Origin of the sequence: Streptomyces macrolidinus, assembly GCF_023887685.1 — a bacterium.
GTDB classification, from domain to species: Bacteria; Actinomycetota; Actinomycetes; order Streptomycetales; family Streptomycetaceae; genus Streptomyces; species Streptomyces macrolidinus.
Genome location: NZ_JAMWMR010000020.1, coordinates 53,451 through 80,318, shown reverse-complemented (window position 1 = coordinate 80,318; position 26,868 = coordinate 53,451). Strand labels below are relative to the sequence as shown.

The window sequence follows — 26,868 nt, the reverse complement described above, 5'->3', positions numbered from 1 at the left end:
CGAGCCTCGCGAGGACGCCGCCCGGTGCCCCCTCACGCACCCCCCACCCCCCTCCGCATCGGCAACGCCTCCGGCTTCTACGGCGACCGTTTCGACGCTCTGCGGGAGATGCTCACCGGTGGTCCCCTCGACGTCCTCACCGGTGACTACCTCGCCGAACTGACGATGCTCATCCTCGGCCGCGACCGGCTCAAGCACCCCGCCGGGGGATACGCCCGTACCTTCCTGGCCCAACTGGAGGAGTGCCTCGGTCTCGCCCACGAGCGGGGCGTGCGGGTGGTGACCAACGCGGGTGGTCTCGATCCAGCCGGACTCGCCGACGCCGTACGGGAGTTGGCCGACCGCCTGGGCATCCCCGTCCGCGTCGCCCATGTGGAGGGCGACGACCTCGCCGCCCGGGCCCCCGCGGGCACCCTCACCGCCCACGCCTACCTCGGCGGCCACGGCATCGCCGTCTGTCTGCGCGAGGGCGCCGACATCGTGGTCACCGGGCGGGTGACGGACGCGGCCCTCGTCACCGGGCCCGCCGCCGCGCACTTCGGCTGGGGCCCGACGGAGTACGACCGGCTGGCGGGCGCGGTGGTCGCCGGGCACGTCCTGGAGTGCGGGGCGCAGGCGACCGGCGGCAACTACGCGTTCTTCACCGAGCACCCGCCCGGCCTGCTCATCCACCCCGGCTTCCCGCTCGCCGAACTCCACGAGGACGGCAGCAGCGTGATCACCAAGCACGACGGCACGGGCGGGATCGTGGACCTCGGCACGGTCACCGCGCAGCTCCTGTACGAGACGGCCGGTGCCCGGTACGCGGGCCCCGATGTCACCGCCCGTCTGGACACGGTCCGCCTCGCGCAGGAGGGGCCGGACCGGGTGCGGATCGAGGGCGTACGGGGCGAGGCGCCGCCCGCCACCCTCAAGGTGGGCCTCGGCCGCCTCGGCGGCTTCCGCAACGAGGTCGCCTTCGTGCTGACCGGGCTGGACATCGAGGCCAAGGCCGCGCTCGTCCGGGCCCAGATGGAGGCGGCGTTGGACGCGGCCCCGTCCCGCCCCGCCGAGGTGCGCTGGGAGCTGGCCCGCACCGACCACCCGGACGCGTCCACCGAGGAGACCGCGAGCGCCCTGCTGCGGCTCGTCGCCCGCGACAAGGACCAAGCGGTCGTGGGCCGTTCGCTCAGCGGCGCCGCCGTGGAGCTGGCGCTCGCGAGCTACCCCGGCTTCCAGCTCATGGCCCCACCGGGCAAGGGCGAACCGTACGGGGTCTTCGAGGCGCTCCACGTCGACCGCGGTGCCGTGACGCACACGGCCGTTCTCCACGACGGACGCCGCGTCCCCGTGCCACCGGGCCACGGCACCCGCGTACTCGCCGATGTGCCGGAACCGCCCCTGCCCGACCCGCTGCCCCCGGGACCCACGCGCCGCGCGCCCCTCGGTCTCGTCGCGGGGGCCCGCAGCGGGGACAAGGGCGGCAGCGCGAACGTCGGCGTCTGGGTGCGTACCGACGCGGCCTGGCGGTGGCTCGCCCACACCCTCACCGTCGACCGCTTCCGCGCGCTCCTCCCGGAGACGGCCGAACTGACCGTCGTACGCCACCTCCTGCCGAATCTGCGCGCCCTGAACTTCGTCGTGGATGGCCTGCTCGGCGAGGGCGTCGCCGCCCGTCACCGCTTCGACCCGCAGGCCAAGGGCCTCGGCGAATGGCTGCGCACCCGGCACCTGGAGATACCGGAGGCCCTGTTGCCCACTCCCCAGGAGGCTCGCCCATGACGGTCCTCCCCACGGCCGCGCACGCCGACGACCCCGACCACCGGGCGAACCGCGACACCATGCTCGCCAAGCTCTCGGAACTCCGCGCCGAGCACGCCAAGGCGCTGGCGGGCGGCGGCGAGAAGTACGTCGCCCGGCACCGCGCGCGCGGCAAGCTGCTCGCCCGTGAGCGCGTCGAACTCCTCCTCGACCCCGACACGCCCTTCCTGGAGCTGTCGCCGCTCGCCGCCTGGGGCAGTGACCACACGGTCGGCGCCTCCCTCGTCACCGGCATCGGCGTGGTCGAGGGCACCGAGTGCCTGATCACCGCCAACGACCCCACCGTGCGGGGCGGCGCCAGCAACCCGTGGAGCCTGAAGAAGGCCCTGCGCGCCAACGACATCGCGCTCGCCAACCGGCTGCCGTGCATCAGCCTGGTCGAGTCGGGCGGCGCCGATCTGCCGTCCCAGAAGGAGATCTTCGTCCCGGGCGGCGCCGTCTTCCGCGACCTCACCCGGCTGTCCGCCGCCGGAATCCCCACCGTCGCGGTCGTCTTCGGCAACTCGACGGCCGGCGGCGCGTACATCCCCGGTATGTCCGACCACGTGATCATGGTCAAGGAGCGCGCCAAGGTCTTCCTCGGCGGACCGCCGCTGGTGAAGATGGCCACCGGCGAGGAGAGCGACGACGAGTCCCTCGGCGGCGCCGCGATGCACGCGCGCGTGTCGGGTCTCGCCGACTACTTCGCCGCCGACGAGCACGACGCCCTGCGCCAGGCGCGACGCGTGGTCGCGCGCCTCAACCACCGTAAGGCGTACGCCGATCCGGGCCCGGCGGCCCCTCCCCTGTACGACGCGGAGGAACTCCTCGGCATCGTCCCCGGCGATCTGAAGGTGCCCTTCGACCCGCGCGAGGTCATCGCCCGCATCGTGGACGCCTCCGACTTCGACGAGTTCAAGCCGCTGTACGGGACGAGCCTGTGCACCGGATGGGCCACCCTGCACGGCTATCCGATCGGGGTCCTCGCGAACGCGCGGGGCGTGATCTTCAGCGAGGAGTCCCAGAAGGCCGCCCAGTTCATCCAGTTGGCCAACCAGCGCGACATCCCGCTGCTGTTCCTGCACAACACCACCGGCTACATGGTCGGCCGGGAGTACGAACAGGGCGGCATCATCAAGCACGGCGCGATGATGATCAACGCGGTCAGCAACAGCCGGGTCCCGCATCTGTCCGTGCTCATGGGGGCCTCGTACGGGGCCGGGCACTACGGCATGTGCGGGCGGGCGTACGACCCGCGCTTCCTGTTCGCCTGGCCCAGCGCCAAGTCGGCCGTCATGGGCCCGCAGCAGCTCGCCGGTGTCCTCTCGATCGTCGCCCGCCAGTCGGCGGCGGCCAAGGGAGCGCCGTACGACGAGGACGCGGACGCGGCCCTGCGCGCCATGGTGGAGCAGCAGATCGAGTCCGAGTCCCTGCCGATGTTCCTGTCCGGGCGGCTGTACGACGACGGGGTCATCGACCCGCGCGACACCCGCACCGTCCTCGGCCTGTGCCTGTCCGCGATCCACACCGCGCCCTACGAGGGCGCGCGGGGTGGGTTCGGCGTCTTCCGGATGTGAGGCCCATGATCACGACCGTTCTGGTGGCGAACCGCGGCGAGATCGCCTGCCGCATCGTCCGTACCTGCCGCGAGCTGGGCATCCGTACCGTCGCCGTCCACTCCGACGCCGACGCGGACGCGCTGCACACGCGCATGGCCGACGCGGCGGTACGACTGCCGGGGGAGGCCCCCGCCGCCACCTATCTGCGCGGCGACCTGATCGTGCAGGCGGCCCTCGCGGCGGGCGCCGACGCCGTGCACCCCGGCTACGGCTTCCTGTCGGAGAACGCCGGGTTCGCGCGGGCAGTGCGCGAGGCGGGCCCGACGTGGATCGGGCCGCCACCGGAGGCGATCGAGGCGATGGCCTCCAAGACCCGAGCGAAGAAGCTGATGGGCCTCGAGCCGCTGACCGCCGTCACGGCCGACGACCTGCCCGTGCTGGTCAAGGCGGCGGCGGGCGGCGGCGGACGCGGGATGCGGATCGTCAGGGAACTCGCCGACCTGGACGCCGCGTTGACGGCCGCGCGCGCCGAGGCGCTGAGCGCCTTCGGTGACGACGAGGTCTTCGTCGAGCCGTATCTGGAGGACGGCCGACATGTCGAGGTGCAGATCCTCGCCGACACCCACGGCACGGTGTGGGCGCTGGGCACCCGCGACTGCTCCCTCCAGCGCCGCCACCAGAAGGTGATCGAGGAGGCACCCGCGCCGGGCCTGACGGCCGAACTCACCGCGTCCCTCGGGGAGATGGCCCGGCAGGCGGCCCGTGCCGTCGACTACGTGGGCGCGGGCACGGTGGAGTTCCTGGTCGCGGACGGCCGCGCCCACTTCCTGGAGATGAACACCCGGCTCCAGGTCGAACACCCGGTCACCGAGGCGGTGTTCGGGATCGACCTGGTGGCGCTCCAGCTCCGGGTGGCGGAGGGCGCGGCCCTGGACGCCGAGCCTCCTCGCGCGCGGGGCCACGCGATCGAGGCCCGCCTGTACGCCGAGGACCCGGCGCGCGACTGGGCCCCGCAGACCGGCACCCTGCACCGCCTGGCCGTACCGGACGTGCGGCTGGACACCGGGTACGCGGACGGCGACACGATCGGCGTGCACTACGACCCGCTGCTCGCCAAGGCCGTCGCCCACGCCCCCACCCGCGCCGAGGCGATCCGCAGGCTGGCCGCCGCGCTGGAGCGGGCCGAGATCCACGGCCCGGTGACCAACCGGGAGTTGCTCGTACGGTCCCTGCGCCACGAGGAGTTCGGGGCGGCCCGGATGGACACGGGCTTCTACGAACGCCATCTGCCCGCGCTGACCGAGCCCGCCCCCGACCCGTACGCCCCGCTGGCCGCCGCCCTCGCGGACGCCTGCGGCCGGTCGCGGTTCGGCGGCTGGCGCAACCTGCCGTCCCAGCCGCAGACCAAGCGGTACCGCATGGCGGGCGAGGAGCACGAGGTCCGCTATCGGCACACCCGTACGGGCCTGGCGGCGGACGGGGTGCGGGTCGTGCACGCCGACTCCCGCCTCGTCGTCCTCGAAGTCGACGGCGTGCGGCGGAAGTGCGCGGTCGCGCGGTACGGCGACCAGGTCCATGTCGGGCCGACCGCCCTCACCGTCCTGCCCCGCTTCCCCGAACCCGCCGCCGACCACGCGCCGGGCTCCTTGCTCGCGCCGATGCCGGGAACGGTCGTCCGCGTGGCCGAGGGCCTGGCCGTCGGAGCCGCCGTACGGGCCGGGGAGCCGCTGCTGTGGCTGGAGGCGATGAAGATGGAGCACACGATCACGGCGCCCGCCGCCGGGACCCTCACGGCCCTGCACGCCGTCCCCGGCCGTCAGGTCGAGGTCGGGGCGCTGCTGGCCGTGGTGCAGAGCCCCGAGTAGAGACAGCGCACGTACCCCCGTCGTCGAGCGAACGCGAGCAGCCCGGTCCACGCGAACCTGCGTACTTGCGAACTTGGGAGACGTCATGAGCCCCGTCATCGAGACCGACGAACACCAGGCCCTCCGCTCGGCCGTGGCCGCCCTCGGCGCGCACTACGGCCGCGACTACCTCGCCAAGGTCGTCGCCGAGCAGCGCCACCCCACCGAACTCTGGTACGAGGCAGCCAAGTTGGGCTACCTCGGGGTCAACCTCCCCGAGGAGTACGGCGGTGGCGGCGGCGGTATCGCCGAACTCGCCATCGTCCTCGAGGAGTTGGGGGCGGCGGGCTGCCCGCTGCTCATGCTCGTCGTGTCACCGGCGATCTGCGGCACGGTCATCGCCCGCTTCGGCACCCCCGCGCAGAAGCGGCGCTGGCTGCCGGGCCTCGCGGACGGCACCCGCACCATGGCGTTCGGCATCACGGAACCCGACGCCGGGTCCAACTCCCACCGCATCACCACCACCGCCCGTCGCGACGGCGAGGAGTGGGTCCTCACCGGCCGCAAGGTGTTCGTCTCCGGTGTCGACATCGCCGACGCGACCCTGATCGTCGGCCGCACCGAGGACGCGCGCACCGGCAGGCTCAAGCCCTGCCTGTTCATCGTCCCCCGCGACACCCCCGGCTTCGGGCGGTGCCCCATCGACATGGAACTGTCCGCCGCCGAGAAGCAGTTCGAGCTGACCCTGGACGAGGTGCGGCTGCCCGCCGACGCGCTCGTGGGCGACGAGGACGCGGGGCTGCTCCAACTCTTCGCCGGCCTCAACCCCGAGCGCGTGATGACCGCCGCCTTCGCGATCGGCATGGGCCGCTTCGCGCTGTCCCGGGCCGTCGCGTACGCCTGCGACCGTACCGTCTTCAAGCAGCCCATCGGCGCCCACCAGGCGATCGCGCACCCGCTCGCCCAGGCCCATATCGACCTCGAACTGGCCCGCCTGATGACGCAGAAGGCCGCCTACCTGTACGACTCCGGGGACGACGTCGCCGCCGGGGAAGCCGCCAACATGGCCAAGTACGCCGCCGCGGAGGCCTGTGTGAAGGCCGTGGACCAGGCCGTGCACACCCTCGGCGGCAACGGCCTCACCCGGGAGTTCGGGCTCGCCTCCCTCGTCACGGCCTCGCGCGTGGCCCGTATCGCCCCGGTGAGCCGGGAGATGATCCTCAACTACGTCTCCCATCAGACCCTGGGCCTGCCCAAGTCCTACTAGCCGCAGCCCGCGACCACAGCCGTACAGAGTCGTCCAGCGCCGTACACCGTCGTACGAGGAGGAACCGTGTTCCGCAGCCAGTACGCAGACGTCCCGGCCCTCGAACTCCCCATCCACGAGGCGGTCCTGGGCCGGGCCGCCGAGTACGGTGAACTGCCCGCCCTGGTCGACGGCGTGGACGGCACCACCCTCACCTACGCCCAACTCGACCGCTTCCACCGGCGCTGGGCCGCAGGCTTCGCCGAGGCGGGGGTGCGCAAGGGCGACGTACTCGCCCTGCACAGCCCCAACACGATCACGTTCCCGATCGCCTTCTACGGGGCCACGCGCGCGGGCGCGACGGTCACGACCGTGCACCCGCTCGCCACGGTGGACGAGTTCGCGCGGCAACTGCGCGACGCCGACGCCCGCTGGATCGTCACCCTGTCCCCGCTGCTGGAGACGGCACGCGCGGCGGCCGAACGCGCGGGCGGCATACGGGAGATCATCGTGTGCGACCGCGCGCCCGGCCACCGCTCCCAGATCGACATGCTGTCCACGACCGCGCCCGAACCCGAGGTCGCCATCGACCCCGTACGGGACATCGCCGTCCTCCCGTACTCCTCCGGGACCACGGGCACCCCCAAGGGCGTGATGCTCACCCACCGCTCGATCGCCACCAACCTCGCCCAGCTCGAACCCCTGGTCCCGGCCAACCCCGGCGACCGTCTCCTCGCCGTCCTGCCGTTCTTCCACATCTACGGACTGACCACCCTGATGAACGGGCCGCTCAGGAAGGGCGCCACGGTCGTCGTGCTGCCGCGCTTCGACCTGGAGACGTTCCTCGCCGCCATCGAGAAGCACCGCATCACCAGGCTGTGCGTCGCCCCGCCGATCGTGCTCGCGCTCGCCAAGCAGCCCGTCGTCGACGGCTACGACCTGTCGTCCCTGGAGCACATCCTCTGTGCCGCCGCGCCCCTGGACGCCGCTCTCGCCACGTCCTGCTCACGGCGGCTCGGACTGCCCCCGATCGGCCAGGGCTACGGCATGACCGAACTGTCGCCCGCCTCGCACGCCGTGCCCCTGGGTGCCCTGAACCCGCCGCCCGGGACGGTCGGCAAGCTCGCCGCGGGCACCGAGATGCGCATCCTCTCCCTGGACGACCCCGGCAAGGACCTGGGCGTCGGCGAGGTCGGCGAGATCGCCATCCGGGGTCCTCAGGTGATGAAGGGCTACCTCGGGCGGCCCGAGGCCACCGACGCGCTGATCGACCCGGAGGGCTGGCTGCGCACCGGGGACGTCGGTCATGTCGACGCCGACGGCTGGCTGTTCGTCGTGGACCGCGTCAAGGAACTCATCAAGTACAAGGGCTACCAGGTGGCCCCCGCCGAGCTGGAGGCCCTCCTGCTGACCCACCCGCGCATCGCGGACGCCGCCGTCATCGGCGTCCTCGACGACGACCACAACGAGATTCCGCACGCCTTCGTGGTCCGGGGGCAACACGCGGACGACCTCTCGGCGGAGGAGGTCATGAGCTACGTCGCCGAACGCGTCGCCCCCTACAAGCGCGTGCGCGGCGTCACCTTCATCGACGCCGTGCCACGGGCCGCCTCCGGGAAGATCCTCCGTCGCGAGCTGAGGGCACGGGCATGACCGGCCTCGTCCTCGCCGCGCACGACCGCGGCATCACCACCCTCACCCTCGACGCGCCCGGCAACCGCAACGCCCTGTCCGCCGCGCTCGTCGGCGACCTCACCGCCGCGCTGACCCGCTGCGGCACGGATCCCGCCACCCGCGCCGTCGTCCTCACCCATACCGGGACCACCTTCTGCGCGGGCGCCGACCTGCGCGACCCTCCGCCGCCGGAGGCGCTGGTCGGGCTGTTCCGGCAGATCGTCGCGCTGCCCCGGCCCGTCGTCGCCCGGGTGACGGGGCACGTACGGGCGGGCGGCCTGGGCCTGCTCGGCGCCTGCGACATCGCCGCCGCGAGCACCGAGGCCACCTTCGCGTTCACGGAAGTACGCATCGGTGTCGCCCCCGCAGTCATCTCCCTGCCCCTGCTGCCGCGCACCGACCCGCGCGCCCTCGCCCGCTACTGCCTCACCGGCGAACGCCTCGACGCCGCCGAGGCCGTACGCACCGGGCTGCTCACGGCCGCGGGCGCGGACGTGGACACGGTGCTCGCGCCCGTGCTCGACGGGCTGCGCCGGGCCGCACCGCAGGCGCTGGCCGAGACCAAACGCCTGCTCACCGCGCCCGTGCTGGAGGCCTTCGACCGGGACGCGGTCGAGCTGGCCGCGCTGTCGGCCCGGCTGTTCGCCTCCCCGCAGGCCCGCGAGGGGATGACCGCCTTCCTCGAACGGCGCGACCCCGCCTGGGTGGTGGGGTGACCACGGCCGACCGGACGCCCAAGCAGGACCGCGGCCGGGCCACCCGGCAGCGGCTCCTGGAGGCCGCCGTGGCCTGCCTCGCCGCGCACGGCTGGGCGGGCTCCACGGTCACCGTCGTCGCCGAGCACGCCGGGGTCTCCCGAGGCGCCGCCCAGCACCACTTCCCCACCCGCGAGGACCTGTTCACCGCCGCCGTCGAGTACGTCGCCGAGGAGCGCTCCATGGCCCTGCGGGCACTGTTCCCGCAGGGCACCGCCGACCGCCGGGCGGTGGTCGCGGCCCTCGTCGACCTGTACACCGGGCCGCTGTTCCGCGCGGCCCTGCAGCTATGGGTCGCCGCCTGCGACGAGGAGCAACTGCGCCCGCGCGTGACGGAGTTGGAGGCCCGCGTCGGCCGCGAGACCCATCGCATCGCCGTCGACCTCCTCGGCGCCGACGAGTCCCGGCCGGGCGTACGCGAGACCGTCCAGGGCCTGCTGGACATGGCCCGCGGCCTGGGCCTGGCCACCCTCCTCACCGACGACGCGGCCCGCCGCCGACGCGTGGTGGCACAGTGGGCCGAGCTGCTGGAGCAGGCACTGGACTGAGCCCTGAGTACTAGCGGTGCGCGAGGTCCGCGTAGCCCTCGATCTCCTGGGGGCTGCGCGGACCGGGACCCACGTACCGCGCGGACGGGCGCACCAGCCGGCCCGTGCGCTTCTGCTCCAGGATGTGCGCGGACCAGCCTGCCGTACGGGCGCAGGTGAACATCGACGTGAACATGTGCGCCGGGACCTCGGCGAAGTCGAGCATGATCGCCGCCCAGAACTCCACGTTCGTGGCGAGGACCCGGTCGGGGCGGCGGTTGTGCAGCTCCTCCAGGGCCGCCTTCTCCAGCGCCTCGGCGACCTCGAAGCGGGGCGCGCCCAACTCACGGGCGGTGCGGCGCAGCACGCGCGCCCGCGGGTCCTCCGCCCGGTACACCCGGTGGCCGAAGCCCATCAGCCGCTCGCCCTGGTCCAGGGCCCGCTTCACATAGCCCTCGGCGTCCCCGGTGCGCTCGATCTCCTCGATCATGCCGAGGACCCGGGAGGGCGCGCCGCCGTGCAGCGGCCCGGACATCGCGCCGACGGCACCGGACAGCGCGGCGGCCACGTCGGCGCCCGTGGACGCGATGACCCGGGCCGTGAACGTGGAGGCGTTCATGCCGTGTTCGGCGGCCGAGGTCCAGTAGGCGTCCACCGCCGCGACATGCCGGGGGTCCGGCTCGCCGCGCCAGCGGATCATGAACCGCTCCACGACGGAGTGCGCCTTGTCGATCTCGCGCTGCGGCACCATCGGCCGCCCCTGGCCGCGCGCCGACTGGGCGACGTAGGACAGCGCCATCACGGCGGCGCGGGCCAGGTCGTCGCGGGCCTGCTCGGTGTCGATGTCGAGGAGGGGCTTCAGCCCCCACACCGGGGCGAGCATGGCGAGCGCCGACTGCACGTCCACGCGGATGTCACCGGAGTGCACCGGGATCGGGAAGGGTTCGGCGGGCGGCAGCCCGGGGTCGAAGGAGCCGTCGACCAGCAGCCCCCAGACGTTGCCGAACGAGACCTGGCCGACCAGTTCCTCGATGTCGACGCCCCGATAGCGCAGGGCGCCGCCTTCCTTGTCCGGTTCGGCGATCTCCGTCTCGAATGCGACGACTCCCTCGAGTCCGGGTACGAAGTCGGACATCAGGCGGCTCCTCGTGACGGCGGCGGAGTACTGCGAAGGCGGAGTATTGCGGGAGTTGCCCCGCTCGGTGGCCGGTCATCGCAACGTGCCGACCTGACCCGAACGGCATGAGCACGATATCCCTGAGTGCCACCTTTGGGGAGGGTCTGCGGCACTCAGTGCCGCGCAGTGATGAACCACACCCACCGAGTGGTCCCGTGCATACGGCAAGATGACGGTGTGACCGACCGCTTCCCGGACAAGCCACTGGAACCCATCGTCGAGCGCGCGGCCGAGGGACCCGTCGAGGACCCGGTCTCCGATCCCGCCGAGATGCGGTTGCACTACCGCACCGAGGGGCTCGACGCGTCCTCGCTCGCCGCCCACCCCATGGACCAGTTCGCCCGCTGGTTCCACCAGGCCGCCCAGGCCGCCGTGCGGGGGATGATCTACGAGCCGAACGCGATGATCGTCTCCACGGTGGACGCGGCGGGCCGTCCCAGCTCGCGCACGGTGCTGATGAAGCAGTACGACACCCAGGGCTTCGTCTTCTACACCAACTACGAGTCCCGCAAGGCGCGCGAGTTGGCGGCCAACCCCCATGTCGCGCTGCTCTTCCCCTGGCATCCGATCGCCCGCCAGGTGATCGTCACCGGCACGGCCCGCCGCACCGGCCGCGACGAGACGGCCGCCTACTTCCGTACCCGCCCGCACGGCTCCCAGTTGGGCGCCTGGGCCAGCGCCCAGTCCTCGGTCATCGAGTCCCGTACCGAACTCGACGCCGCCTACGAGGAGTTGAGCACCCGCTATCCGGAGGGCGGTGGCCAGGTCCCGGTCCCGCCGCACTGGGGCGGGTTCCGTATCGCCCCGAGGACGGTCGAGTTCTGGCAGGGCCGCGAGAACCGCCTCCATGACCGTCTGCGCTATGTCGCGGCGGCGGACGGGGCGTGGCGGGTGGAGCGCCTCAGCCCCTGAAGGGGGGCGTCCTGGGTCGTCGGTGGACGCGAACGACCCGCGAGCTCGGGTCCTCCGCCTGGCGGCGGAGAAGCCGGCCGGACGTGCCGGCGAGCTCGCGGGTCGGGTGACTGCGTGGAATTGGCCGGCTGCGCGTGTGCTCACGCGCGGGTCCGGCGCCGAAACCGAGTACGACGACGGGCCGTCAGCCCGCAGTCACCTCAGCCGTCCGGTTGTCATACATTCGCCGAACCACCTCCTTTCGCTGTGCTCCACACCCTAGGAACCACTCGGTGGGCGCTCAACCGAATTTCCGAGAGCACGACCACGACACATCTTTCGCGAAGCGGATGTGTGCTGCGTCACGGTCGAGTTGAATGAGGGCCGGTGAGCGCACGCGCCGTACGCGCGGACGCGGCAGGCTGCATGGGGGTTCGGGTGAATGCTTCCCGGCGTAGCGGGACCACGGACGAGCTGGGGCCGGGCGAGCCCGCGCGGGGCGGTCCGGATCTGCTGGCCACGCTTCTCGACGGGATGGACGCGGCGCTGTGCGCCTTCGACGCCGACGGCGTGGTGACTCACTGGAACCGGGAGGCCGAGCGGATCCTCGGCTGGACGGCCGCCGAGGCCGTGGGACGGCGTGGGCTGGCCGGATGGGCCGTGCGCACCGCCGACGCCGCCGAGGTCGAGGCGCGGCTGATGTCCGTGATGGCGTCCACCGGGCGTCAGGTGCACGAGTCCGCGCTGCTCACCAAGAGCGGCGGGCGGGTACTCGTACGCATCCAGTCGGCGGCCGTGCGGGATGCTGCGGGGCGGCCCGCCGGGGTCTACTGCGCCTTCAGCGAGGTCCACACACAGATCGACCTGGAGCGGTCCATCGCGCTGAGCGAGGCCCTGTTCGAGAACGCGAGCTGGGGCGTGGTGCTCGTGGACGCCGATCTGCGGCCCGCCCTCGTCAACGTCCACGCGGCCCGCGCGCTCGGTACCGGGCGTACGGCCGTGCTCGGACGGCCCCTCGGGGAGCTGCTCTCCCAAGGCGTCGAGGAGCTGGAGAGCGCGCTGACCCATGTGCTCGCCGAGGGCGCCCCGCCCGCCCCCGCCGACGTATGGGTCAGCGTGCGCGGCGAAGAGGGCGACCAGCGGCGGTGCTGGCACAGCGGCTTCCTGCGACTGGCCTCGCCGCTCGCGGAGGAACCGGCCCCGCTCGGCGTGGGGTGGCTGTTCCAGGACGTCACCGAGGTCAGGCGGCAGGAGCGGGAGGCGGCGCTGCTGCGCTTCCGCTCCCAGCAGTCGCACCGTGCCGCGCGGGCCGCCGCCGAGTGCGAGGACCCGCGCGAGGCGGCCACGGTCCATCTCGACTTCGCGCTCGCCGGGTTCGCCGACCACGCGCTGATCGACCGGACGGTGGGCGGCGTGGCAGCGGACGGCCCCGGGCCCGTACGCCTGGTGCGGACGGCGGAGACCCCGGCGGGCGGGCCGGGACCGAGCGCGCTCACCGGCAAGGCGGGACTGCCCGTCCCGTACGGCGACGGGCATCCGGCCGTGCAGTGCGCGGAGCGCGCGGCCTCCGTCCGGGCCGCGGCGGGCGCCCTCGACCCCGAGCGGGCCCGCGCGTGGGCGCTGGCCCGGCAGTGGCCCCCCGACGCGGTGCACGCGCTGTGCGCGGTGCTGCGCAGCCGCGGCCGGACGCTCGGCGTCGTGACGTTCCTGCGCGGCGCCGGACGCGGCGGCTTCGAACGGGCCGACGCGGTCTACGCGGAGGACGTGGCGGTACGGATCGCCGCCGCGCTGGACCTGGCCGAGCGGTGGGAGGAGACGGGAGCGTAGGCGGCCCCGCAGTGCACGGGCTACGCGTGCCGGTAGAAGATCCGGTCGCCGTACTCCCGCATGATCCGGTCGTTCCACTCCAGGCCGCCGTCGACGTTCCCCGACCTCAGCAGCGGCGGGTCGATGCCGCGCTCGGCGAGGGTGCCCGCGGCCGTGGCCATGACCGCCTGGAGCAGGGCCGTGGTGACGACGGTGGAGGCGGGGGCGAAGGGGGCGGGGACGCCGTCGAGAGCGAGTTCCGCGTCGCCCACCGCGATCTTCGAGTCGAGCACGAGGTCGCAGTGGTCCTTGAGATACGTGCCGGAGGCGTGCCGCGAGGTCGTCTCGGAGGCGTACGCCACCGAGGTCACCCCGATGATCCTGACGCCGCGCGCGCGGGCGGTCATCGCCATCTCGACGGGGAGCGCGTTGCGGCCGGACAGGGAGATGACCACGAGGAGGTCGCCCGAGCGCAGCGGGCTGGTGTCGAGGACCGCTCCGGCCAGGCCCTCGACCCGCTCCAGCGCCGAGCCCAGGGTCGCCGGTACGACGTCCACGCCGACGACGCCGGGCACCGCGAGCAGGTTCATCAGGGCGAGGCCGCCCGCGCGGTAGACGAGGTCCTGCGCGGCCAGCGACGAGTGCCCGGCACCGAACGCGAACAACCGGCCACCGGCGGCGACGGTGTCCGCGACCAGGGCACCGGCCGCCGCGATCGACTTCGCCTCCTCGTCGCGGACGCGGGCCAGCAGCCCGATCGCCGCGTCGAAGAACCTCCCGGCCGGCTCGCTCGCGTCCGTCGGCTCCTCGCGCATCGGCCACTCCCCCTTGATGTACTCGATGTACCCGATGTATCGGTCGTACCGGAGCCGTGGGCGGCCCCGGTCGCGGATCACGGTGCGGTCCGGACCAGTGCGCTGTCAATACCGCCGCAGGGCCCGTGCCGTACCGCCGCCGCTCCCGTGCGGACGCCGTGGGGGAACCCTTGTCCGCACCGCCCGACTCCGTTGCCCACGCCCCGGTTGTCGGTCCCATGCGTCAGAATTGGGGCAGGGCCAGCGCACGCGCCGGTGAGCCGTCGAGCCTCCGGCAATCTCATCGAGGGGCACGTATGTCCGGACTGATCGACACCACGGAGATGTATCTCCGCACCATCCTCGAACTCGAGGAGGAAGGCGTGGTCCCCATGCGCGCCCGGATCGCCGAGCGGCTCGACCAGAGCGGCCCGACGGTCAGCCAGACCGTGGCGCGGATGGAACGCGACGGCCTGGTCGCGGTCGCCGCCGACCGCCATCTGGAGCTGACGGACGAGGGCCGCCGCCTCGCCACGCGTGTGATGCGCAAGCACCGTCTGGCCGAGTGCCTGCTGGTCGATGTGATCGGCCTGGAGTGGGAGCAGGTGCACGCCGAGGCGTGCCGCTGGGAGCATGTCATGAGCGAGGCCGTCGAGCGCCGCGTCCTGGAGCTGCTGCGCCACCCCACGGAGTCGCCGTACGGCAACCCGATCCCGGGCCTGGAGGAGCTGGGCGAGCGGGACGACGCGGCCCCGTTCCTGGGCGAGGGCATGGTCTCGCTCGCGGAGCTGGACCCGGGCGCGGACGGCAAGACGGTCGTCGTACGGCGCATCGGCGAGCCCATCCAGACGGACGCGCAGCTCATGCACATGCTGCGCCGGGCGGGCGTGCAGCCCGGTTCGGTGGTCAGCGTGACGCAGGGCGCGGGCGGTGTCCTGGTGGGCAGCGGCGGCGAGGCGGCCGAGCTGGAGGCGGACATCGCCTCCCATGTCTTCGTGGCCAAGCGCTGAGCGCCCGCGCGGCCGAGCGCTGAAGCGCCCGCACGGCCACGCGCTGAGCGACCACCCCGACGCCCCGCACCTGCGATGTCTTCAACACCCGTGCTTTCAGGGCGAGTTGTGATGATTTCGCGATCTTACCGCAACCAAGATTCAGCCGGTCCGACCGCAGCGGCCGGGCCGTTCCCGTGCGAGGCTGGTGCGCGAGGCATATGACCGGAGGGCTCTTGGCCGGACGGTGACCGTGATGTCACCTGGCCGGGAAGGGGGCGGCGGATGGAGCTGGCGCCGATACGCGGAGGGCCCCGGCGCCCTGGGGCGCCGGGGCCTGTCCTCCCCTGTGCTGACCCGGAGCCCCGAGCTCCCAGGGTCATCCCCCTCGGACCGGATTTCCCCGAGCGGTCCGCCTCCCGCTGAAGATCTCCCCACGGAGACGGCGGTCAATCCTCGGGAAAGGTCACTCGAAGGTGGGGTGTTACCGCCGGAAGCGGTGATTTCGAAAGACCTTTCGATAACGTGACGTAGTAACGCAGAACGCGCGGAACACGCAGAAGTACAGAAGCGCAGAAGTACTGAGCGACTGCAGAAGTACTGAGCGGAGCCAGGGGGGTTCCAGGACGATGGTGCGGCGCATCGACGTGAGGGGAGCGGGAGGCGTCCGCCTCGCCGCGTGGGAGTTCGCCGATCCCCCCAAGGCGGGGGAGGACGACCGCGCGCCGGGGGTGCTGTTACTGCACGGGCTGATGGGCCGTGCCTCGCACTGGGCGTCCACCGCCCGCTGGCTCTCCGGTCGCCACCGCGCGGTCGCGCTCGACCTGCGCGGTCACGGCCAGAGCGACAAGCCGCCCCTGGGCCGCTACACCCGCGAGGCCTACACCGACGACGTCGCGGCGGCCCTCGACCAGCTCGGCCTCGCCCCGGCCGTCCTCATCGGCCATGCCATGGGCGCCCTGACCGCCTGGCAGCTCGCCGCCCAGCGCCCCGATCTGGTGCGCGGTCTGATCATCTGCGACATGCGGGCCTCCGCGCTCGGCGCGGCCTCGCAGCGCGAGTGGGAGAACTGGTTCACCACCTGGCCGCTCCCCTTCGCCACGCTCGCCGACGTACGCAAGTGGTTCGGCGAGGACGACCCCTGGGTGGAGCGCCCGAACCCGGCCCGCGGCGCGTTCTACGCCGAGGTGATGGCCGAGTCCGAGGACGGCTGGCGGCCGGTCTTCGAACCGGAGCAGATGCTGCGCTCCCGCGAGACCTGGGTGTACGACGCGCACTGGGAGGAGCTGGCGCAGGTGCGGTGCCCGGCCCTCGTCCTGCGCGGTCTGGACGGCCAGCTCGGCCGGGCGGAGGCGCAGGAGATGGTGCGCGTCCTGCCGCACGGCCGGTACGCGGAGGTGGCCGACGCCGGCCACCTCGTCCACTACGACCAGCCGGAGGCCTGGCGCGCGGCGATCGAACCGTTCCTGGACTCGCTGCTCACACCCTGACCCCGGCCACTGCCCCCGGTCCCGGCCGGGACCGGGGGCAGTGGCCGAACTAGCCCTTGCTGACCGCCGCCAGGATCTCCGGCAGGCGGCGCGCCGCGCGCGGGGCCGCGAGACGGAGGCTGAGGCGCAGGATCAGCACCCCGTAGACGCAGCCCACGGGCAGCAGGAGCCAGGCCCAGTCGGCGCCGTCCGCGCTGGCGTTCAGCCAGATCGTCGCCGCGATCACGGGCGCCGCGAGCAGGGCCGCCGAGACCATGCCGCCGACGATGGAGGCCCAGGCGATCCCGGCCTGCCCGGGGACCACGTTCTTGTAGCCCTCCTGCGGTATCGAGTACGGGAAGCGGACCGAGCTCCACGTGCCCGTGGCCAGCATCGCGCCCAGCAGCGCGAAGGAGAGCCCGAGCGTCTCGGGCAGCTTCGCCCAGGCGCCGAGGAGCGCGGCCGTCACGACGCCGACCAGGGCGGTGTACGGCAGCGTGACCAGCAGCAGCGCCAGCGCCCGGCCACGCAGCTCCGCGTACGCGTCGCGGGGCGAGGAGATCGTCATCGCGACCATCCAGAACGCGGAGGTGTCCTGCCCGAACTGGTTGTACATCTGGATGCCGAGCATCCCGGCTGCGAAGCAGGCGAAGTAGACCGAGCCGGTGCCCTGGAGGGCGTTGAAGACCGGCACGATCATCCCGATCGCGAGCGCGGTCACCCAGGCCGTCTTGGTCTTGGGGTCACGCCACATGTAGCGCAGGGTGCGCTCCATGACCGTGCCGGTGCGGCCCGTGGGCAGCAGCCGGGACAGGTTCGCCGAGGAGCGCTCCGCGGGCCCCGGTTCGGCGGCCTGGAGCGTGGACTCGTCGGGCGAGGTCATCAGCTTCGTCAGGCTGCGTGACCACTGTGCCAGCAGGCCCGCCAACGCCGCCGCGCTCAGGAGCAGTTGGGCGACACCGACGCCGTACGACCCCTGGCTGACCGACTCCACCGCGCCGATCGCGGAGGCGGGCGGCACCCAGCGCACGATGTTCCACACCGGCTCCAGTTGGGCAAGTCCGCCCGAACCGAGCCGCTGTGCGCCGAAGTTGACCACCTGCGCGCCGATCGCGATGACCAGACCGCTCAGGACGGCCAGATCGCGGCCCTTGCGGCTGGACAGCAGCCGGATGTTGGCGGCGGCGACGGCCCGCGCGAGCGCCATGCAGATCAGCAGCGCGAGGACGGTGGCGACCACAGCGGTGCCGAAGGCCGCAGCGCCGTGCGCCACGGAGATCACCGAACCCACCAGCAGACACAGCGTGAACAGCGGGCCGATGCCGACCAGGGACGCCGTCAGCAGCGCGCGGACCATGGGCTGTGGGCGCAACGGCAGCATCACCAGGCGCGTGGGGTCGAGCGTCTCGTCGCCGCTCGGGAAGAACAGCGGCAACACCGCCCAGCCGAGAGCCACGACCGCCGTGCCGAGCACCGCGACCGTGCCCGCGTGGTCGTTGCCGCGCAGCAGGACGAGACCGAGCATCTGCAGCGCGGCGAACAGCAGCGAGAAGACGATGGACGTGACGTAGGCGGCCCGCCGTCCGGTGGACTGCCGCAGCCCGTTGCGCAGCAGCGACAGCTTCAGCCGGACGAACGTGGCGGTGAGGCCGGTGGTCGGCGCGGTGCTCATCGGGCGCCGCCGCCGAGCCAGTCGAGGTCGGCACCGGCCGTACGGCTGCCCGCGCCCACCAGTTCCAGGAACGCCTGCTGCAGGGTCGGCGCGTCACCGCGGACCTCGGCGAGCGGGCCGTGCGCGCGGATCCGCCCCGCGACCATCACCGCCACCCAGTCGCACAGCGACTCGACCAGCTCCATGACGTGCGAGGAGAAGACGACCGTGGCACCGGAGGCGGTGTACCGCTCCAGGACGCCGCGGATGGTCTGCGCGGAGACCGGGTCGACGCCCTCGAACGGCTCGTCGAGGAAGAGGACTTCGGGGTTGTGGAGCAGGGCGGCGGCCAGCCCGATCTTCTTGCGCATACCGGTCGAGTAGTCGACGACCAGCTTGTGCTGGGACCCGGCCAGATCGAGGACGTCGAGCAACTGCGTGGCCCGCTTGTCGACCTCGTCACCGGGCAGCCCGCGCAACCGGCCGGTGTACGCGAGGAGTTCGCGCCCGGAGAGGCGCTCGAAGAGCCGCAGCCCCTCGGGCAGGACACCGATACGGGCCTTCACCGCGACCGGGTCGCGCCAGACGTCGTGACCGGCGATCTCGACGGTTCCCTGGTCGGGGCGGAGCAGCCCCGTGACCATGGACAGGGTGGTCGTCTTCCCCGCGCCGTTCGGTCCGACGAGCCCGATGAACCGCCCCGCGGGAAGCTCCAGATCGATCCCGGAGACGGCGATCTGCTCACCGAACCGCTTCCAGAGCCCTTGCACCCGTACGGCGGCCGTACCTGCCCCAACCTCGTTCATACGATCACCTTACGGGGCAGGGGTACCCGTAACGGACACAGAGTCGTAACGCTCCAAGGGGCCCGCCGCGGGCGGGAACGACCCCCGTCACGGACAACTCGCGTGCCCGGTGGGAAGTTCCCGCATCCCGCCGGACGGGCGGGACCGATGCCTACCGGTCCCGCCCGCAGGCGTAGGCCAGGGTCGAGATCAACTCCTCCGCGTCCGGCAGCCATCGGTTCTCGGACGTGGGGCGGCACGCCCACTGCACGGGCCCCCGCAACCCGTAGCGCGTGGGCGGCGCGGCCACATACGTGCCCTCGCCCAGGGCGACCAGGTCGAGGGTGGCCGGGGACCAGCCCAATCCCCGCAGCAGATCGGGCACTTTGGCCGCCGCGCCGGGCAGCACGAAGAACTGCATGCGTCCGTCCGGCGCGTGGGTCACCGGCCCGAGCCGCAGCTCCATGCGCTCCATCCGGGCCAGGGCGAGCAGACCCGCGGTCTCCGGCACGTCGATCGCGTCGAACGTGCGCCCGACGGGCAGCAGGATCGACGCGGTGGGGTGCTCGGACCACAGACCGCGCGCGACGGTCGCGCTGCCGGTCGCCTGCGTCGCCCAGTCCTCGCGCGCCGGATGCGCGCCGGGCGCGGGGCAGGCCGACTCGCCGCAGGAGCAGCGCAGCGTCCCGTCACGGGCCTCCAGCCAGGTCCCGGGGAACACGTCCCAGTGACGCTCTTCGACGTACCGTACGGCGGCTTCCGCGATCGAATCGCCGCGCCGCTTCGGGATGTGGGCAGCCTGAGGCCCCGCGATGGTCTCTTCCACGATGAACTCAACTCCTGCTGTCACCGGGGGTTACGCCCGCCCTCTCAGCCGTCGTCACCCGCCCCGGAAACGGATGGTGGGCATGTCCCTTTTATCTCACATGCGCGGGGGAGGGGCACCGTGCCCTCGGCCGGGGCGCATGGATGCACGCACGGGGGCGCGCAAGAGGATCGGGGACAGCGGCTGGGTAGCCACGAGTGGGGTAGTGCATCAGCCTTTACCTCGCAATCCCCGTATGTCTCGCATTACTCGTATGTCCCCGGGGCATTGATCTGCACGGCCGGACCTTTCGGTGCATATGAGGACGAGTCCGAGATTCCGGCCGAGGACGACACATCAACTCGGTGCACGGGCAGGCACCGCAGCCATCCGGCGAGTGAGCCGAAGGGGCGCGCCCCGGAGGCGAACCGAGCCATGAACATGGGGGTACGCCATGGCCGCAAGGCCTCTCGTCGCGCGGCAGCCGAACGAACGGCTGCAGGCGCTCATCCAGGAAGCGGGCTGCTCCAACGCGGGGCTCGCCCGCCGGGTCAACATGTGCGGCGCGGAACACGGTCTCGATCTGCGCTACGACAAGACGTCCGTGGCCCGTTGGCTGCGGGGGCAGCAACCGCGGGGCCGGGCCCCGGCGATCATCGCGGAGGCGCTTGGTCGCAAGCTGGGACGCACGGTCACGATCGACGAGATCGGCATGGCCAACGGCAAGAACCTCGCCTCGGGCGTGGGCCTGCAGTTCTCGCCGACGGTGCTCGGCGCCATCGAGCAGGTCTGCGAGTTGTGGCGCAGCGACGTCGGGCGCCGCGACTTCCTGTCCGGCTCGTCGGTGGCCGCCTCGGCGCTCGTCGAGCCGAGCCGCGACTGGCTGATCTCCCTGCCGGACGCCCAGGTCGCGCGCTCCGGCGGGCCACGCGTGGGGCCGTCGGACGTGGCGGCGGTGCGGGCGATGACGCAGGCCCTGGTCGAGCTGGACCACCAGTTCGGCAGCGGGCATGTGCGCCCGGTCGTCGTGCACTACCTCAACAGCGTCGTCTCGGGGCTGCTGGCGGGCTCGTACCGGGAGGCGGTGGGACGCGAACTCTTCGCCGTCGTCGCGCGGTTGACGGAACTCGCCGGGTACATGGCCGTCGACACCGGGCAACCCGGGCTCGCGCAGCGGTACTACATCCAGTCGCTGCGGCTCGCGCAGGCGGCGGGGGACCGGGGCTACGGCGGCTATGTGCTCGCGGCCTCCATGAGCCATCTCGCGGCGCAGCTCGGAAACCCGCGTGAGATCGCGCAGTTGGCGCGTGCGGCGCAGGAGGGGGCGCGGGGGCGGGTGACTCCGCGTGCGGAGGCGATGTTCCACGCCGCCGAGGCACGCGGGCACGCGCTGCTGGGCGATGTGCGCTCGGCCCAGCTCGCGTCCGGGCGCGCGGTCACGGCGCTGGAGGCGGCCGACGCGGCCTCCGGGGACGACCCGGCGTGGATCGCCCACTTCGATCACGCCTATCTGGCCGACGAGTTGGCGCACTGTCACCGGGATCTGGGGCAGGCGGAGGCGGCGGCGCGGTGCGCGGAGGAGGCCCTGGCCGGGCATCCCGAGTCGCGGGCCCGGCGCCGGGCGATCGGCTTCGTCCTGCTGGCCACCGCGCAGGTGCAGCAGCGCGAGGTGGAACAGGCCTGCGCCACGGGCCTGAAGGCGGTGGGCCTGCTCGGCTCCCTGCGCTCCAACCGCGGCGCCGAGTATCTGGAGGACTTCCAGCAGCGGCTGGAGCCGTACCGGGACGAGGCGGTGGTACGGGAGTTCGGGGCGCGGCTTGAGCTGACGGCGGCGGCGTGAGGGCACCCCCGGGGCCGGGGCCCGGTCATGGACTTCGCCCCGGCTCCGGGGCGCGCCCCGGCTGTTCAGGGACGAGAGGGGGCATAAACAGCGTTCCGCGCGGCGGAATTGTTACGCCCTGGGAACGAGGGAGGAGTACGTCCCGTCCGGCGTGGCATGGGGCTCCGGGGACCCGGTAGCGTGAGCCGACGATTCCGCCAGTCCCCCATTCGTAGGAGTCCCGGTGACGCAGAGTGGACAGGGCGAGGAGCCCTCGGCGCAGCCCGCGCGCGAAGGCATCGCGCTGCCCTCCGACGGTCATGCCGCCCAGGCGGGCGGCCAGGCCTGGGGCGGAGCGTGGGGGCCGCAGCAACCGGCGCAGTCGCCGCCCACCCAGACCTGGGGCCTCGACACGGGGCAGACCTGGGGCGCGCCGGAAGCGCAGCAGTCCTGGGGGACCTCCGACCCGCACGCGAGCTGGGGCGGGGCCCCGGCCGCGCAGGCGCAGGGCGCGCACGCCCAGCCGTTGCCGCCGCAGACGCCGCCGGGCGTCGGCGCCGGACCGCTGCCGCCCGAGGCCGCACCGCCGTCCCCGTACGGGCAGCACGCGTCCCAGGGCGCACACGCGATGCCGCACACCGCCGACGACGAGGGCGCCACGCAGTACATACCGCCCGTCGCCGCCGACGAGGGGGCGACCCAGTACATACCGCCGGTGACCTCCGGGGCTCCGGGGGCGCTGCCCGCCGAGAGGCCCGCGGCGCATCCCGACGAACAGGCCACGCAGTACATCCCGCCCGTCCCCGGCGGCCCCGGCCCGGACCCGTACGGCATGCCGTCGGGCGCACCCGGCGGCGACCGGCACCCGCCGTCCGAGTTCGACAACCTCTTCCGCAACGACGCGGGCGGCGCCGATTCCACCCAGCAGATGCCGCAGCTCGACGCCGCGGCCCCGCCGCCGAGCGCCCCCGTGGGCCGGGCGGCCGGACGGCGCGCCGGTGGCGGCCGTCCCCCGTCGCGCGTGCCGCTCATCGCGGCCGTCGGCGTGGGCATCGCCGTCGTCGGCATCGGCGCGGGCGCCCTGCTCGGCGCGGGGGGCGGCAGCGACAGCAACACCGACGACAACAAGACCGTCGCGGCGACCGGCCCCGTCGAGGAGCCCTCGGAGGAGGCGTCCCCGTCCCCGTCCGCCGACCCGGCCAGGGAGCAGGCCGTCGCGCTCGACAAGCTCCTCGCCGACAGCGGCAACAGCCGCGGCGCCGTGGTCAAGGCGGTCGGTGACGTCAGGAACTGCCAGAACCTCGACCAGGCGGCCACCGATCTGCGCGACGCGGCCAAGCAGCGGGGCGAGCTGGTCACCCGGCTGTCCGGGATCGAGGTCGACAAGCTGCCCCGGAACGACGAGCTGACCGCGGCGCTCACCAGCGCGTGGAAGGCGTCCGCGTCCGCCGACAACCACTACGCCGCCTGGGCGAACCAGGCCAAGAAGGGCTGCAAGAAGGGCCACGCGCGCCACACCAACCAGGCCGCGGCGGGCGACCGGTCGAGCGGTACGGCGACGGCCCAGAAGGCGAAGGCCGCGCCCCTGTGGAACGCCATCGCACAGAAGTACGGCCTCACCCAGCGCCAGCCGACCCAGCTCTGACGTACGGGCGGCGGGAAGCGTCGGATGCCGGGGGCTGATGATCCGGATTCACGAGGAACGTACGATCAGTGACCGTGCAAGGTTCGGAGAACTCTTCCCGCAGTGGCCGTCGCTCCTCCACCATGGGCGTCATGCCACTCAATGACATGCCGTGGTGGCGCTGGCGCAGCAACGTGCGTTCCGCGCTGCACATGCTCTCCGACCCGGCGTTCCAGCGGGACGTCTGGCTGGCCCGTGTGGACGGGTACGGCGACGTCACCGACGCCGTGTACCGCCTGGTCGAGGACACCTGGCTGGACAACTGGTCGGCGGAGAAATACGTCGGGACGATCTTCCGTGACTCGCAGGAGGCGGCCCTGGTCGACACCGCGGTGCTGCGCGTGCTGCGGATCATGCACCAGGTCGGGCCGGACGCGCCGGTCGAGGCCTATCTCGACCACCACGGCTGGCCGGAGGCGGTCCGGGCGGCCCGCGACGCGCACGTCCGGCTCGCGATCGGCGACGGCGAGGACCCGGACGCCCCGCCGCGCACGCTCGACGTCCTGCGCGTCCTCACCCGGATCGCATAGTCGGGCACGGGGCGTCCGCGTGGCGGAACGCCTCGTCGCGAAGCCCCCCGGACGTGAGACCCTGGCGTGCATGAACGAGCTGTCCGCCCCGTCCTCGGCCCCTGACCAGTACGTCCTCACGCTCTCCTGCCCGGACAAGCAGGGGATCGTGCACGCCGTGTCGAGCTATCTGTTCATGACCGGCTGCAACATCGAGGACAGCCAGCAGTTCGGGGACCGCGACACGGGACTGTTCTTCATGCGGGTCCACTTCACGGCGGAGGCACCCGTGACCGTGGACAAGCTGCGGGCGAGCTTCGCGGCGATCGGTGACTCCTGCCAGATGGACTGGCAGATCCACCGGGCCGACGAGAAGATGCGCATCATCCTGATGGTCAGCAAGTTCGGCCACTGCCTGAACGACCTGCTCTTCCGCGCCCGGATCGGTGCCCTGCCCGTCGAGATCGCGGCCGTGGTGTCCAACCACACCGAGTTCCAGGAGCTGGTGGGCTCGTACAACATCCCCTTCCACCACATCCCGGTGACGAGGGACACCAAGCCGGAGGCCGAGGCCCGGCTGGTGGAGCTGGTGCGTGAACTGGACGTCGAGCTGGTGGTCCTCGCCCGCTATATGCAGGTGCTCTCGGACGACCTGTGCAAGCGGCTCAGCGGCCGGATCATCAACATCCACCACTCCTTCCTGCCGAGCTTCAAGGGCGCCAAGCCGTACCACCAGGCGCACGCGCGCGGTGTGAAGCTCATCGGTGCCACGGCGCACTACGTCACGGCCGACCTGGACGAGGGCCCGATCATCGAGCAGGAGGTCGAGCGGGTGGGCCACGGTGTGACCCCGGACCAGCTCGTGGCGATCGGCCGCGACGTGGAGTGCCAGGCGCTGGCCCGTGCGGTGAAGTGGCACGCGGAGCGCCGCATCCTGCTGAACGGCCGGCGCACGGTCGTCTTCGCCTGACGGAGACGCCCTACATCCGGCTCAGCGACGCCGCCGCGAACAGCACCTCCCTGATCGCCTCCCGGTCCCCTCGCTGACCCGCGGCGGCCTCCTCCGGCGGTACGTGCCCGGCGGCCAGGCGGCAGAACTCCACGCTCTCGAGCACCACATGCGCCACCTCGCGCTCGGCCTCGCGCTCGGCGGAGTCCTCCGCACCCCGCGCGGGGGCGTCCAGCGGGATCATCCATTCGCCGCCGCCCCGGCCCTCGATCTCCAGCCGCAGACAGCGCCCCGGAGCGCCGACGGCGACCAGCCGCCGGCTGCGGCCGGGCGCACCCGTGCGGGCCCGCCGCCGGGCCAGCGCCCGCGGAAGCTTCGCCGCGGCCAGGCCGATCATCCCGCTCAGATGGCGCGCCGCGGGCGGCTCGTACGGGTAGTCGACCGCGCTCGCGATGTCCTCCGCGTGCACCCAGCAGGCGAAGGCGCGGTCCAGCATCGCGTCGTGCAGCGGCAGTTCGCACGCGCCGTACGGCACCGTGAGCCGCCCGGTGCCGCTGCCGGTGAAGGACACGGTCCGCACCAGGTCGTGGCTCTGCTCCCGCCACGGGCGCCGGACCGCGCGGGTCGGCGGGAAGCGCGACGCGCGCCAGTACGCCTCCGTGCGCCCCTGCGGTGTGCCGTGCTCCGGGGTCGTGTCCCCGAGCGGATCGTCCAGCCCGAGGGCCACCGCGACCAGTCCGTCGACGGAGAGCAGATGGGCGATGACCCCGGCGACGGTCGTACGACGGCTCGCCGGACCGGCCCCGTCGAACCACCGCAGCCGTACCGGCGTGTGCCACTCGGCGTCGCGCATGTCCTGGAGCAGGGCGTCCAGCCGTGCCGCCTCCGCCTCGTACGCGGCGGCCCACTGCGGGACCGGGATACGGGGCGGGCGCCGCCCGAGGCAGCTCTCCAGCACGCGCGTGCGCAGCGCGGGATCGAGGTCGAGGGTCTCGGCGGGGTGCAGCAGCCCCACGGCCGCGCGCAGGTGCCGTGCCTCGTCCGCGCAGGGGCCGCAGCCGCCGAGGTGCTCCTCCACGGCCGCCGCCTCCTGCGGCGAGCAGGCGGCGAGCGCCCACGCGCCGAGCAGCGACTTCAGCACCGGATGCGAGAGCGGGGGCTCGGCGGGCCTCTCGGCGCCGGGCGCGCCGGACATCCGCAGGCGGCCGGGGCCGCCCTGGCGCGGCACCTTCGCCCCCCACGTCCAGCTCGCGTCACCGGCTCCGGCGTTCTGCGGCCTCGGGCGCCCGGGGACGCCGTACCGCGCGGGATCGCCGTACGTCTCGAAGCGTTCCGCCCCGGTCACCACGTCGCCTCCGGTCCGGGAGGGGCGCCCGCGGGTTCCGACTCGTGGGCCGAGGCGACCAGTTGGAGTCCGAGCCGGAGCCGACGGCGGGCCTCGTCCTCGGTGATGCCGAGGTCGGCGGCGGTCTGGCGGTAGTCCCGGCGCTGGAAGTACGCGCGCTCCAGCGCCGCGCGCAGCGGCACCGGCATCGAGGTGACGATGTAGTCCGCGCGGGCCGCGACCGAGGCGTCGCGCACCTTGCGCTCCAGGTCCTCCCGGGTGCCCCGGCCGCCTCGCGTGAGCGCGGCGGTCTCGGTGGCGCGCAGCCGTTGTACGGCGAGCCGGTGGGTCAGCGTGGCCACCCAGGAGCGCAGCGGGCCCTGTGCCGGGTCGTACGACTCCGGGGTCTCCCAGATGTGGGCGAACACCTCGCGCGTGACGCGGTCGGCGGCCCGCTCGTCCCCGAGGACGCGCAGGGCGAGGCCGTGCACGAGGGAGGCGAAGCGGTCGTACAGCTCACCCAGCGCGGCGGCCTCGCCGCGGGCGAGGCGCTGCTGCATCGTGCGGTCCCACCGGGACGGTGCGTCCTTCTTCGCCATGCGGCCCCCACCCTGCTCGTGCCGTGCTCGTCACGGATGCCGTGTTCCGGTCCCGCCCCTGCCCCCGCTCCCCGAATGTAGTCGGCACACCGCACAATGCACGCCCCTTTGCGGCAATGTGCGCCCCTCGACGCGCCGCAGATGGTATGAGGAGCCCGGATCGCACGCGGTGTTTCGCCGAGAGGTCTGTGGGCAGCCGCCCAAAGGGAACGTTCCGGTTCCGACCGGGCACA

The 26,868-nt window shown here is 73.1% G+C and carries 22 protein-coding genes; 15 read left to right on the top strand and 7 right to left on the bottom strand.

Going from position 1 to position 26,868, the window contains the following annotated elements; translation table 11 throughout:
* The first annotated feature begins 24 nt into the window (after window positions 1-24).
* From NGF19_RS21275 to NGF19_RS21245, 7 genes are all read left to right on the top strand, one after another.
* On the top strand, window positions 25-1,761 hold the full coding sequence (locus NGF19_RS21275; protein WP_252426658.1) for an acyclic terpene utilization AtuA family protein: 1,737 nt from the start codon (window positions 25-27) through the stop codon (window positions 1,759-1,761).
* Window positions 1,758-3,356: an acyl-CoA carboxylase subunit beta gene (locus NGF19_RS21270; protein WP_252426657.1), complete on the top strand. Its 1,599-nt coding sequence runs from the start codon at window positions 1,758-1,760 to the stop codon at window positions 3,354-3,356. The genes NGF19_RS21275 and NGF19_RS21270 overlap by 4 nt, the downstream gene beginning before the upstream one ends.
* Window positions 3,357-3,361: 5 nt before the next feature.
* Window positions 3,362-5,203, top strand: a complete 1,842-nt coding sequence (locus tag NGF19_RS21265) for an acetyl/propionyl/methylcrotonyl-CoA carboxylase subunit alpha (protein WP_252426656.1) — start codon at window positions 3,362-3,364, stop codon at window positions 5,201-5,203.
* A gap of 85 nt (window positions 5,204-5,288) precedes the next feature.
* A complete protein-coding gene (locus NGF19_RS21260; protein ID WP_252426655.1) occupies window positions 5,289-6,449 on the top strand; it encodes an acyl-CoA dehydrogenase family protein in 1,161 nt (386 codons plus the stop codon).
* Window positions 6,450-6,515: 66 nt separating this feature from the next.
* Window positions 6,516-8,081 (top strand): 4-coumarate--CoA ligase family protein, encoded by a 1,566-nt coding sequence (locus NGF19_RS21255; protein WP_252426654.1) that lies wholly within the window; start codon window positions 6,516-6,518, stop codon window positions 8,079-8,081.
* Window positions 8,078-8,818, top strand: a complete 741-nt coding sequence (locus NGF19_RS21250) for an enoyl-CoA hydratase family protein (RefSeq protein WP_252426653.1) — start codon at window positions 8,078-8,080, stop codon at window positions 8,816-8,818. The genes NGF19_RS21255 and NGF19_RS21250 overlap by 4 nt, the downstream gene beginning before the upstream one ends.
* Entirely contained in the window at window positions 8,815-9,405 is a 591-nt protein-coding gene (locus tag NGF19_RS21245; protein ID WP_252426652.1) for a TetR/AcrR family transcriptional regulator, read from the top strand. Before NGF19_RS21250 ends, NGF19_RS21245 begins: the two co-directional genes overlap by 4 nt.
* 10 nt (window positions 9,406-9,415) lie before the next feature.
* Here NGF19_RS21245 and NGF19_RS21240 read toward each other — a convergent pair whose 3' ends face one another.
* Entirely contained in the window at window positions 9,416-10,519 is a 1,104-nt protein-coding gene (locus NGF19_RS21240) for a citrate synthase 2 (protein WP_252426651.1), read from the bottom strand.
* A 312-nt stretch (window positions 10,520-10,831) separates the two neighbouring features.
* On the opposite strand from NGF19_RS21240, the gene pdxH reads away from it, so the two are divergent.
* Both pdxH and NGF19_RS21230 read left to right on the top strand, forming a co-directional pair.
* A complete protein-coding gene (pdxH, locus tag NGF19_RS21235) occupies window positions 10,832-11,473 on the top strand; it encodes a pyridoxamine 5'-phosphate oxidase (RefSeq protein WP_252426705.1) in 642 nt (213 codons plus the stop codon).
* Window positions 11,474-11,890: 417 nt separating this feature from the next.
* Window positions 11,891-13,279 carry a PAS domain-containing protein gene (locus NGF19_RS21230; protein ID WP_252426704.1) on the top strand — a complete coding sequence of 463 codons (1,389 nt, stop codon included), beginning with the start codon at window positions 11,891-11,893 and terminating at the stop codon, window positions 13,277-13,279.
* Between the two features lie 20 nt (window positions 13,280-13,299).
* Here the strand turns inward: NGF19_RS21230 and NGF19_RS21225 are convergent, their stop codons facing one another.
* Window positions 13,300-14,073 (bottom strand): SIS domain-containing protein, encoded by a 774-nt coding sequence (locus NGF19_RS21225; protein WP_252426703.1) that lies wholly within the window; start codon window positions 14,071-14,073, stop codon window positions 13,300-13,302.
* A 296-nt stretch (window positions 14,074-14,369) separates the two neighbouring features.
* Here NGF19_RS21225 and NGF19_RS21220 point away from each other — a divergent pair, with 296 nt between their 5' ends.
* Both NGF19_RS21220 and NGF19_RS21215 read left to right on the top strand, forming a co-directional pair.
* Complete coding sequence (locus tag NGF19_RS21220; protein WP_252426650.1) at window positions 14,370-15,062, top strand: iron-dependent transcriptional repressor DtxR; 693 nt, start codon at window positions 14,370-14,372, stop codon at window positions 15,060-15,062.
* A gap of 608 nt (window positions 15,063-15,670) precedes the next feature.
* The gene (locus tag NGF19_RS21215) at window positions 15,671-16,531 is read left to right on the top strand and encodes an alpha/beta fold hydrolase (RefSeq protein WP_252426649.1); all 861 of its coding nucleotides are present in this window, start codon (window positions 15,671-15,673) and stop codon (window positions 16,529-16,531) included.
* 49 nt (window positions 16,532-16,580) lie between these two features.
* On the opposite strand, the gene NGF19_RS21210 is transcribed toward NGF19_RS21215, so the two are convergent.
* The 3 genes from NGF19_RS21210 to NGF19_RS21200 form a co-directional block, all read right to left on the bottom strand.
* A complete protein-coding gene (locus tag NGF19_RS21210; protein ID WP_252426648.1) occupies window positions 16,581-18,182 on the bottom strand; it encodes a transporter in 1,602 nt (533 codons plus the stop codon).
* Window positions 18,179-18,967, bottom strand: coding sequence for an ABC transporter ATP-binding protein (locus NGF19_RS21205; RefSeq protein ID WP_252426647.1), 789 nt, complete (start codon window positions 18,965-18,967; stop codon window positions 18,179-18,181). The genes NGF19_RS21210 and NGF19_RS21205 overlap by 4 nt, the downstream gene beginning before the upstream one ends.
* A 151-nt stretch (window positions 18,968-19,118) precedes the next feature.
* Window positions 19,119-19,772 (bottom strand): bifunctional DNA primase/polymerase, encoded by a 654-nt coding sequence (locus tag NGF19_RS21200; protein WP_252426646.1) that lies wholly within the window; start codon window positions 19,770-19,772, stop codon window positions 19,119-19,121.
* A gap of 433 nt (window positions 19,773-20,205) precedes the next feature.
* On the opposite strand from NGF19_RS21200, the gene NGF19_RS21195 reads away from it, so the two are divergent.
* The 4 genes from NGF19_RS21195 (at window position 20,206) to purU (ending at window position 24,733) form a co-directional block, all read left to right on the top strand.
* Window positions 20,206-21,591 carry an NsdA family TPR-like regulatory protein gene (locus tag NGF19_RS21195; protein ID WP_252426645.1) on the top strand — a complete coding sequence of 462 codons (1,386 nt, stop codon included), beginning with the start codon at window positions 20,206-20,208 and terminating at the stop codon, window positions 21,589-21,591.
* 223 nt (window positions 21,592-21,814) lie between these two features.
* Window positions 21,815-23,215 carry a hypothetical protein gene (locus tag NGF19_RS21190; protein WP_252426644.1) on the top strand — a complete coding sequence of 467 codons (1,401 nt, stop codon included), beginning with the start codon at window positions 21,815-21,817 and terminating at the stop codon, window positions 23,213-23,215.
* 68 nt (window positions 23,216-23,283) lie between these two features.
* On the top strand, window positions 23,284-23,784 hold the full coding sequence (locus tag NGF19_RS21185) for an SCO4402 family protein (protein WP_252426643.1): 501 nt from the start codon (window positions 23,284-23,286) through the stop codon (window positions 23,782-23,784).
* Window positions 23,785-23,854: 70 nt separating this feature from the next.
* Complete coding sequence (purU, locus tag NGF19_RS21180; RefSeq protein ID WP_252426642.1) at window positions 23,855-24,733, top strand: formyltetrahydrofolate deformylase; 879 nt, start codon at window positions 23,855-23,857, stop codon at window positions 24,731-24,733.
* A 10-nt stretch (window positions 24,734-24,743) separates the two neighbouring features.
* Here the strand turns inward: purU and NGF19_RS21175 are convergent, their stop codons facing one another.
* Together NGF19_RS21175 and NGF19_RS21170 are read right to left on the bottom strand one after the other, a co-directional pair.
* Complete coding sequence (locus NGF19_RS21175; protein WP_289736519.1) at window positions 24,744-25,907, bottom strand: zf-HC2 domain-containing protein; 1,164 nt, start codon at window positions 25,905-25,907, stop codon at window positions 24,744-24,746.
* A gap of 146 nt (window positions 25,908-26,053) precedes the next feature.
* Window positions 26,054-26,635 (bottom strand): sigma-70 family RNA polymerase sigma factor, encoded by a 582-nt coding sequence (locus NGF19_RS21170; protein WP_252426640.1) that lies wholly within the window; start codon window positions 26,633-26,635, stop codon window positions 26,054-26,056.
* Window positions 26,636-26,868: the final 233 nt, after the last annotated feature.

What these genes read in the sequence shown, in the direction of transcription:
- NGF19_RS21270 (WP_252426657.1), top strand. Translation starts at nt 1,758, where the DNA reads ATGACGGTCCTCCCCACGGCCGCGCACGCCGACGACCCCGACCACCGG.
- NGF19_RS21265 (WP_252426656.1), top strand. Translation starts at nt 3,362, where the DNA reads ATGATCACGACCGTTCTGGTGGCGAACCGCGGCGAGATCGCCTGCCGC.
- NGF19_RS21260 (WP_252426655.1), top strand. Translation starts at nt 5,289, where the DNA reads ATGAGCCCCGTCATCGAGACCGACGAACACCAGGCCCTCCGCTCGGCC.
- NGF19_RS21250 (WP_252426653.1), top strand. Translation starts at nt 8,078, where the DNA reads ATGACCGGCCTCGTCCTCGCCGCGCACGACCGCGGCATCACCACCCTC.
- NGF19_RS21240 (WP_252426651.1), bottom strand. Translation starts at nt 10,519, where the DNA reads ATGTCCGACTTCGTACCCGGACTCGAGGGAGTCGTCGCATTCGAGACG.
- pdxH (WP_252426705.1), top strand. Translation starts at nt 10,832, where the DNA reads ATGCGGTTGCACTACCGCACCGAGGGGCTCGACGCGTCCTCGCTCGCC.
- NGF19_RS21225 (WP_252426703.1), bottom strand. Translation starts at nt 14,073, where the DNA reads ATGCGCGAGGAGCCGACGGACGCGAGCGAGCCGGCCGGGAGGTTCTTC.
- NGF19_RS21220 (WP_252426650.1), top strand. Translation starts at nt 14,370, where the DNA reads ATGTCCGGACTGATCGACACCACGGAGATGTATCTCCGCACCATCCTC.
- NGF19_RS21215 (WP_252426649.1), top strand. Translation starts at nt 15,671, where the DNA reads ATGGTGCGGCGCATCGACGTGAGGGGAGCGGGAGGCGTCCGCCTCGCC.
- NGF19_RS21210 (WP_252426648.1), bottom strand. Translation starts at nt 18,182, where the DNA reads ATGAGCACCGCGCCGACCACCGGCCTCACCGCCACGTTCGTCCGGCTG.
- NGF19_RS21205 (WP_252426647.1), bottom strand. Translation starts at nt 18,967, where the DNA reads ATGAACGAGGTTGGGGCAGGTACGGCCGCCGTACGGGTGCAAGGGCTC.
- NGF19_RS21195 (WP_252426645.1), top strand. Translation starts at nt 20,206, where the DNA reads ATGGCCGCAAGGCCTCTCGTCGCGCGGCAGCCGAACGAACGGCTGCAG.
- purU (WP_252426642.1), top strand. Translation starts at nt 23,855, where the DNA reads ATGAACGAGCTGTCCGCCCCGTCCTCGGCCCCTGACCAGTACGTCCTC.
- NGF19_RS21175 (WP_289736519.1), bottom strand. Translation starts at nt 25,907, where the DNA reads ATGTCCGGCGCGCCCGGCGCCGAGAGGCCCGCCGAGCCCCCGCTCTCG.
- NGF19_RS21170 (WP_252426640.1), bottom strand. Translation starts at nt 26,635, where the DNA reads ATGGCGAAGAAGGACGCACCGTCCCGGTGGGACCGCACGATGCAGCAG.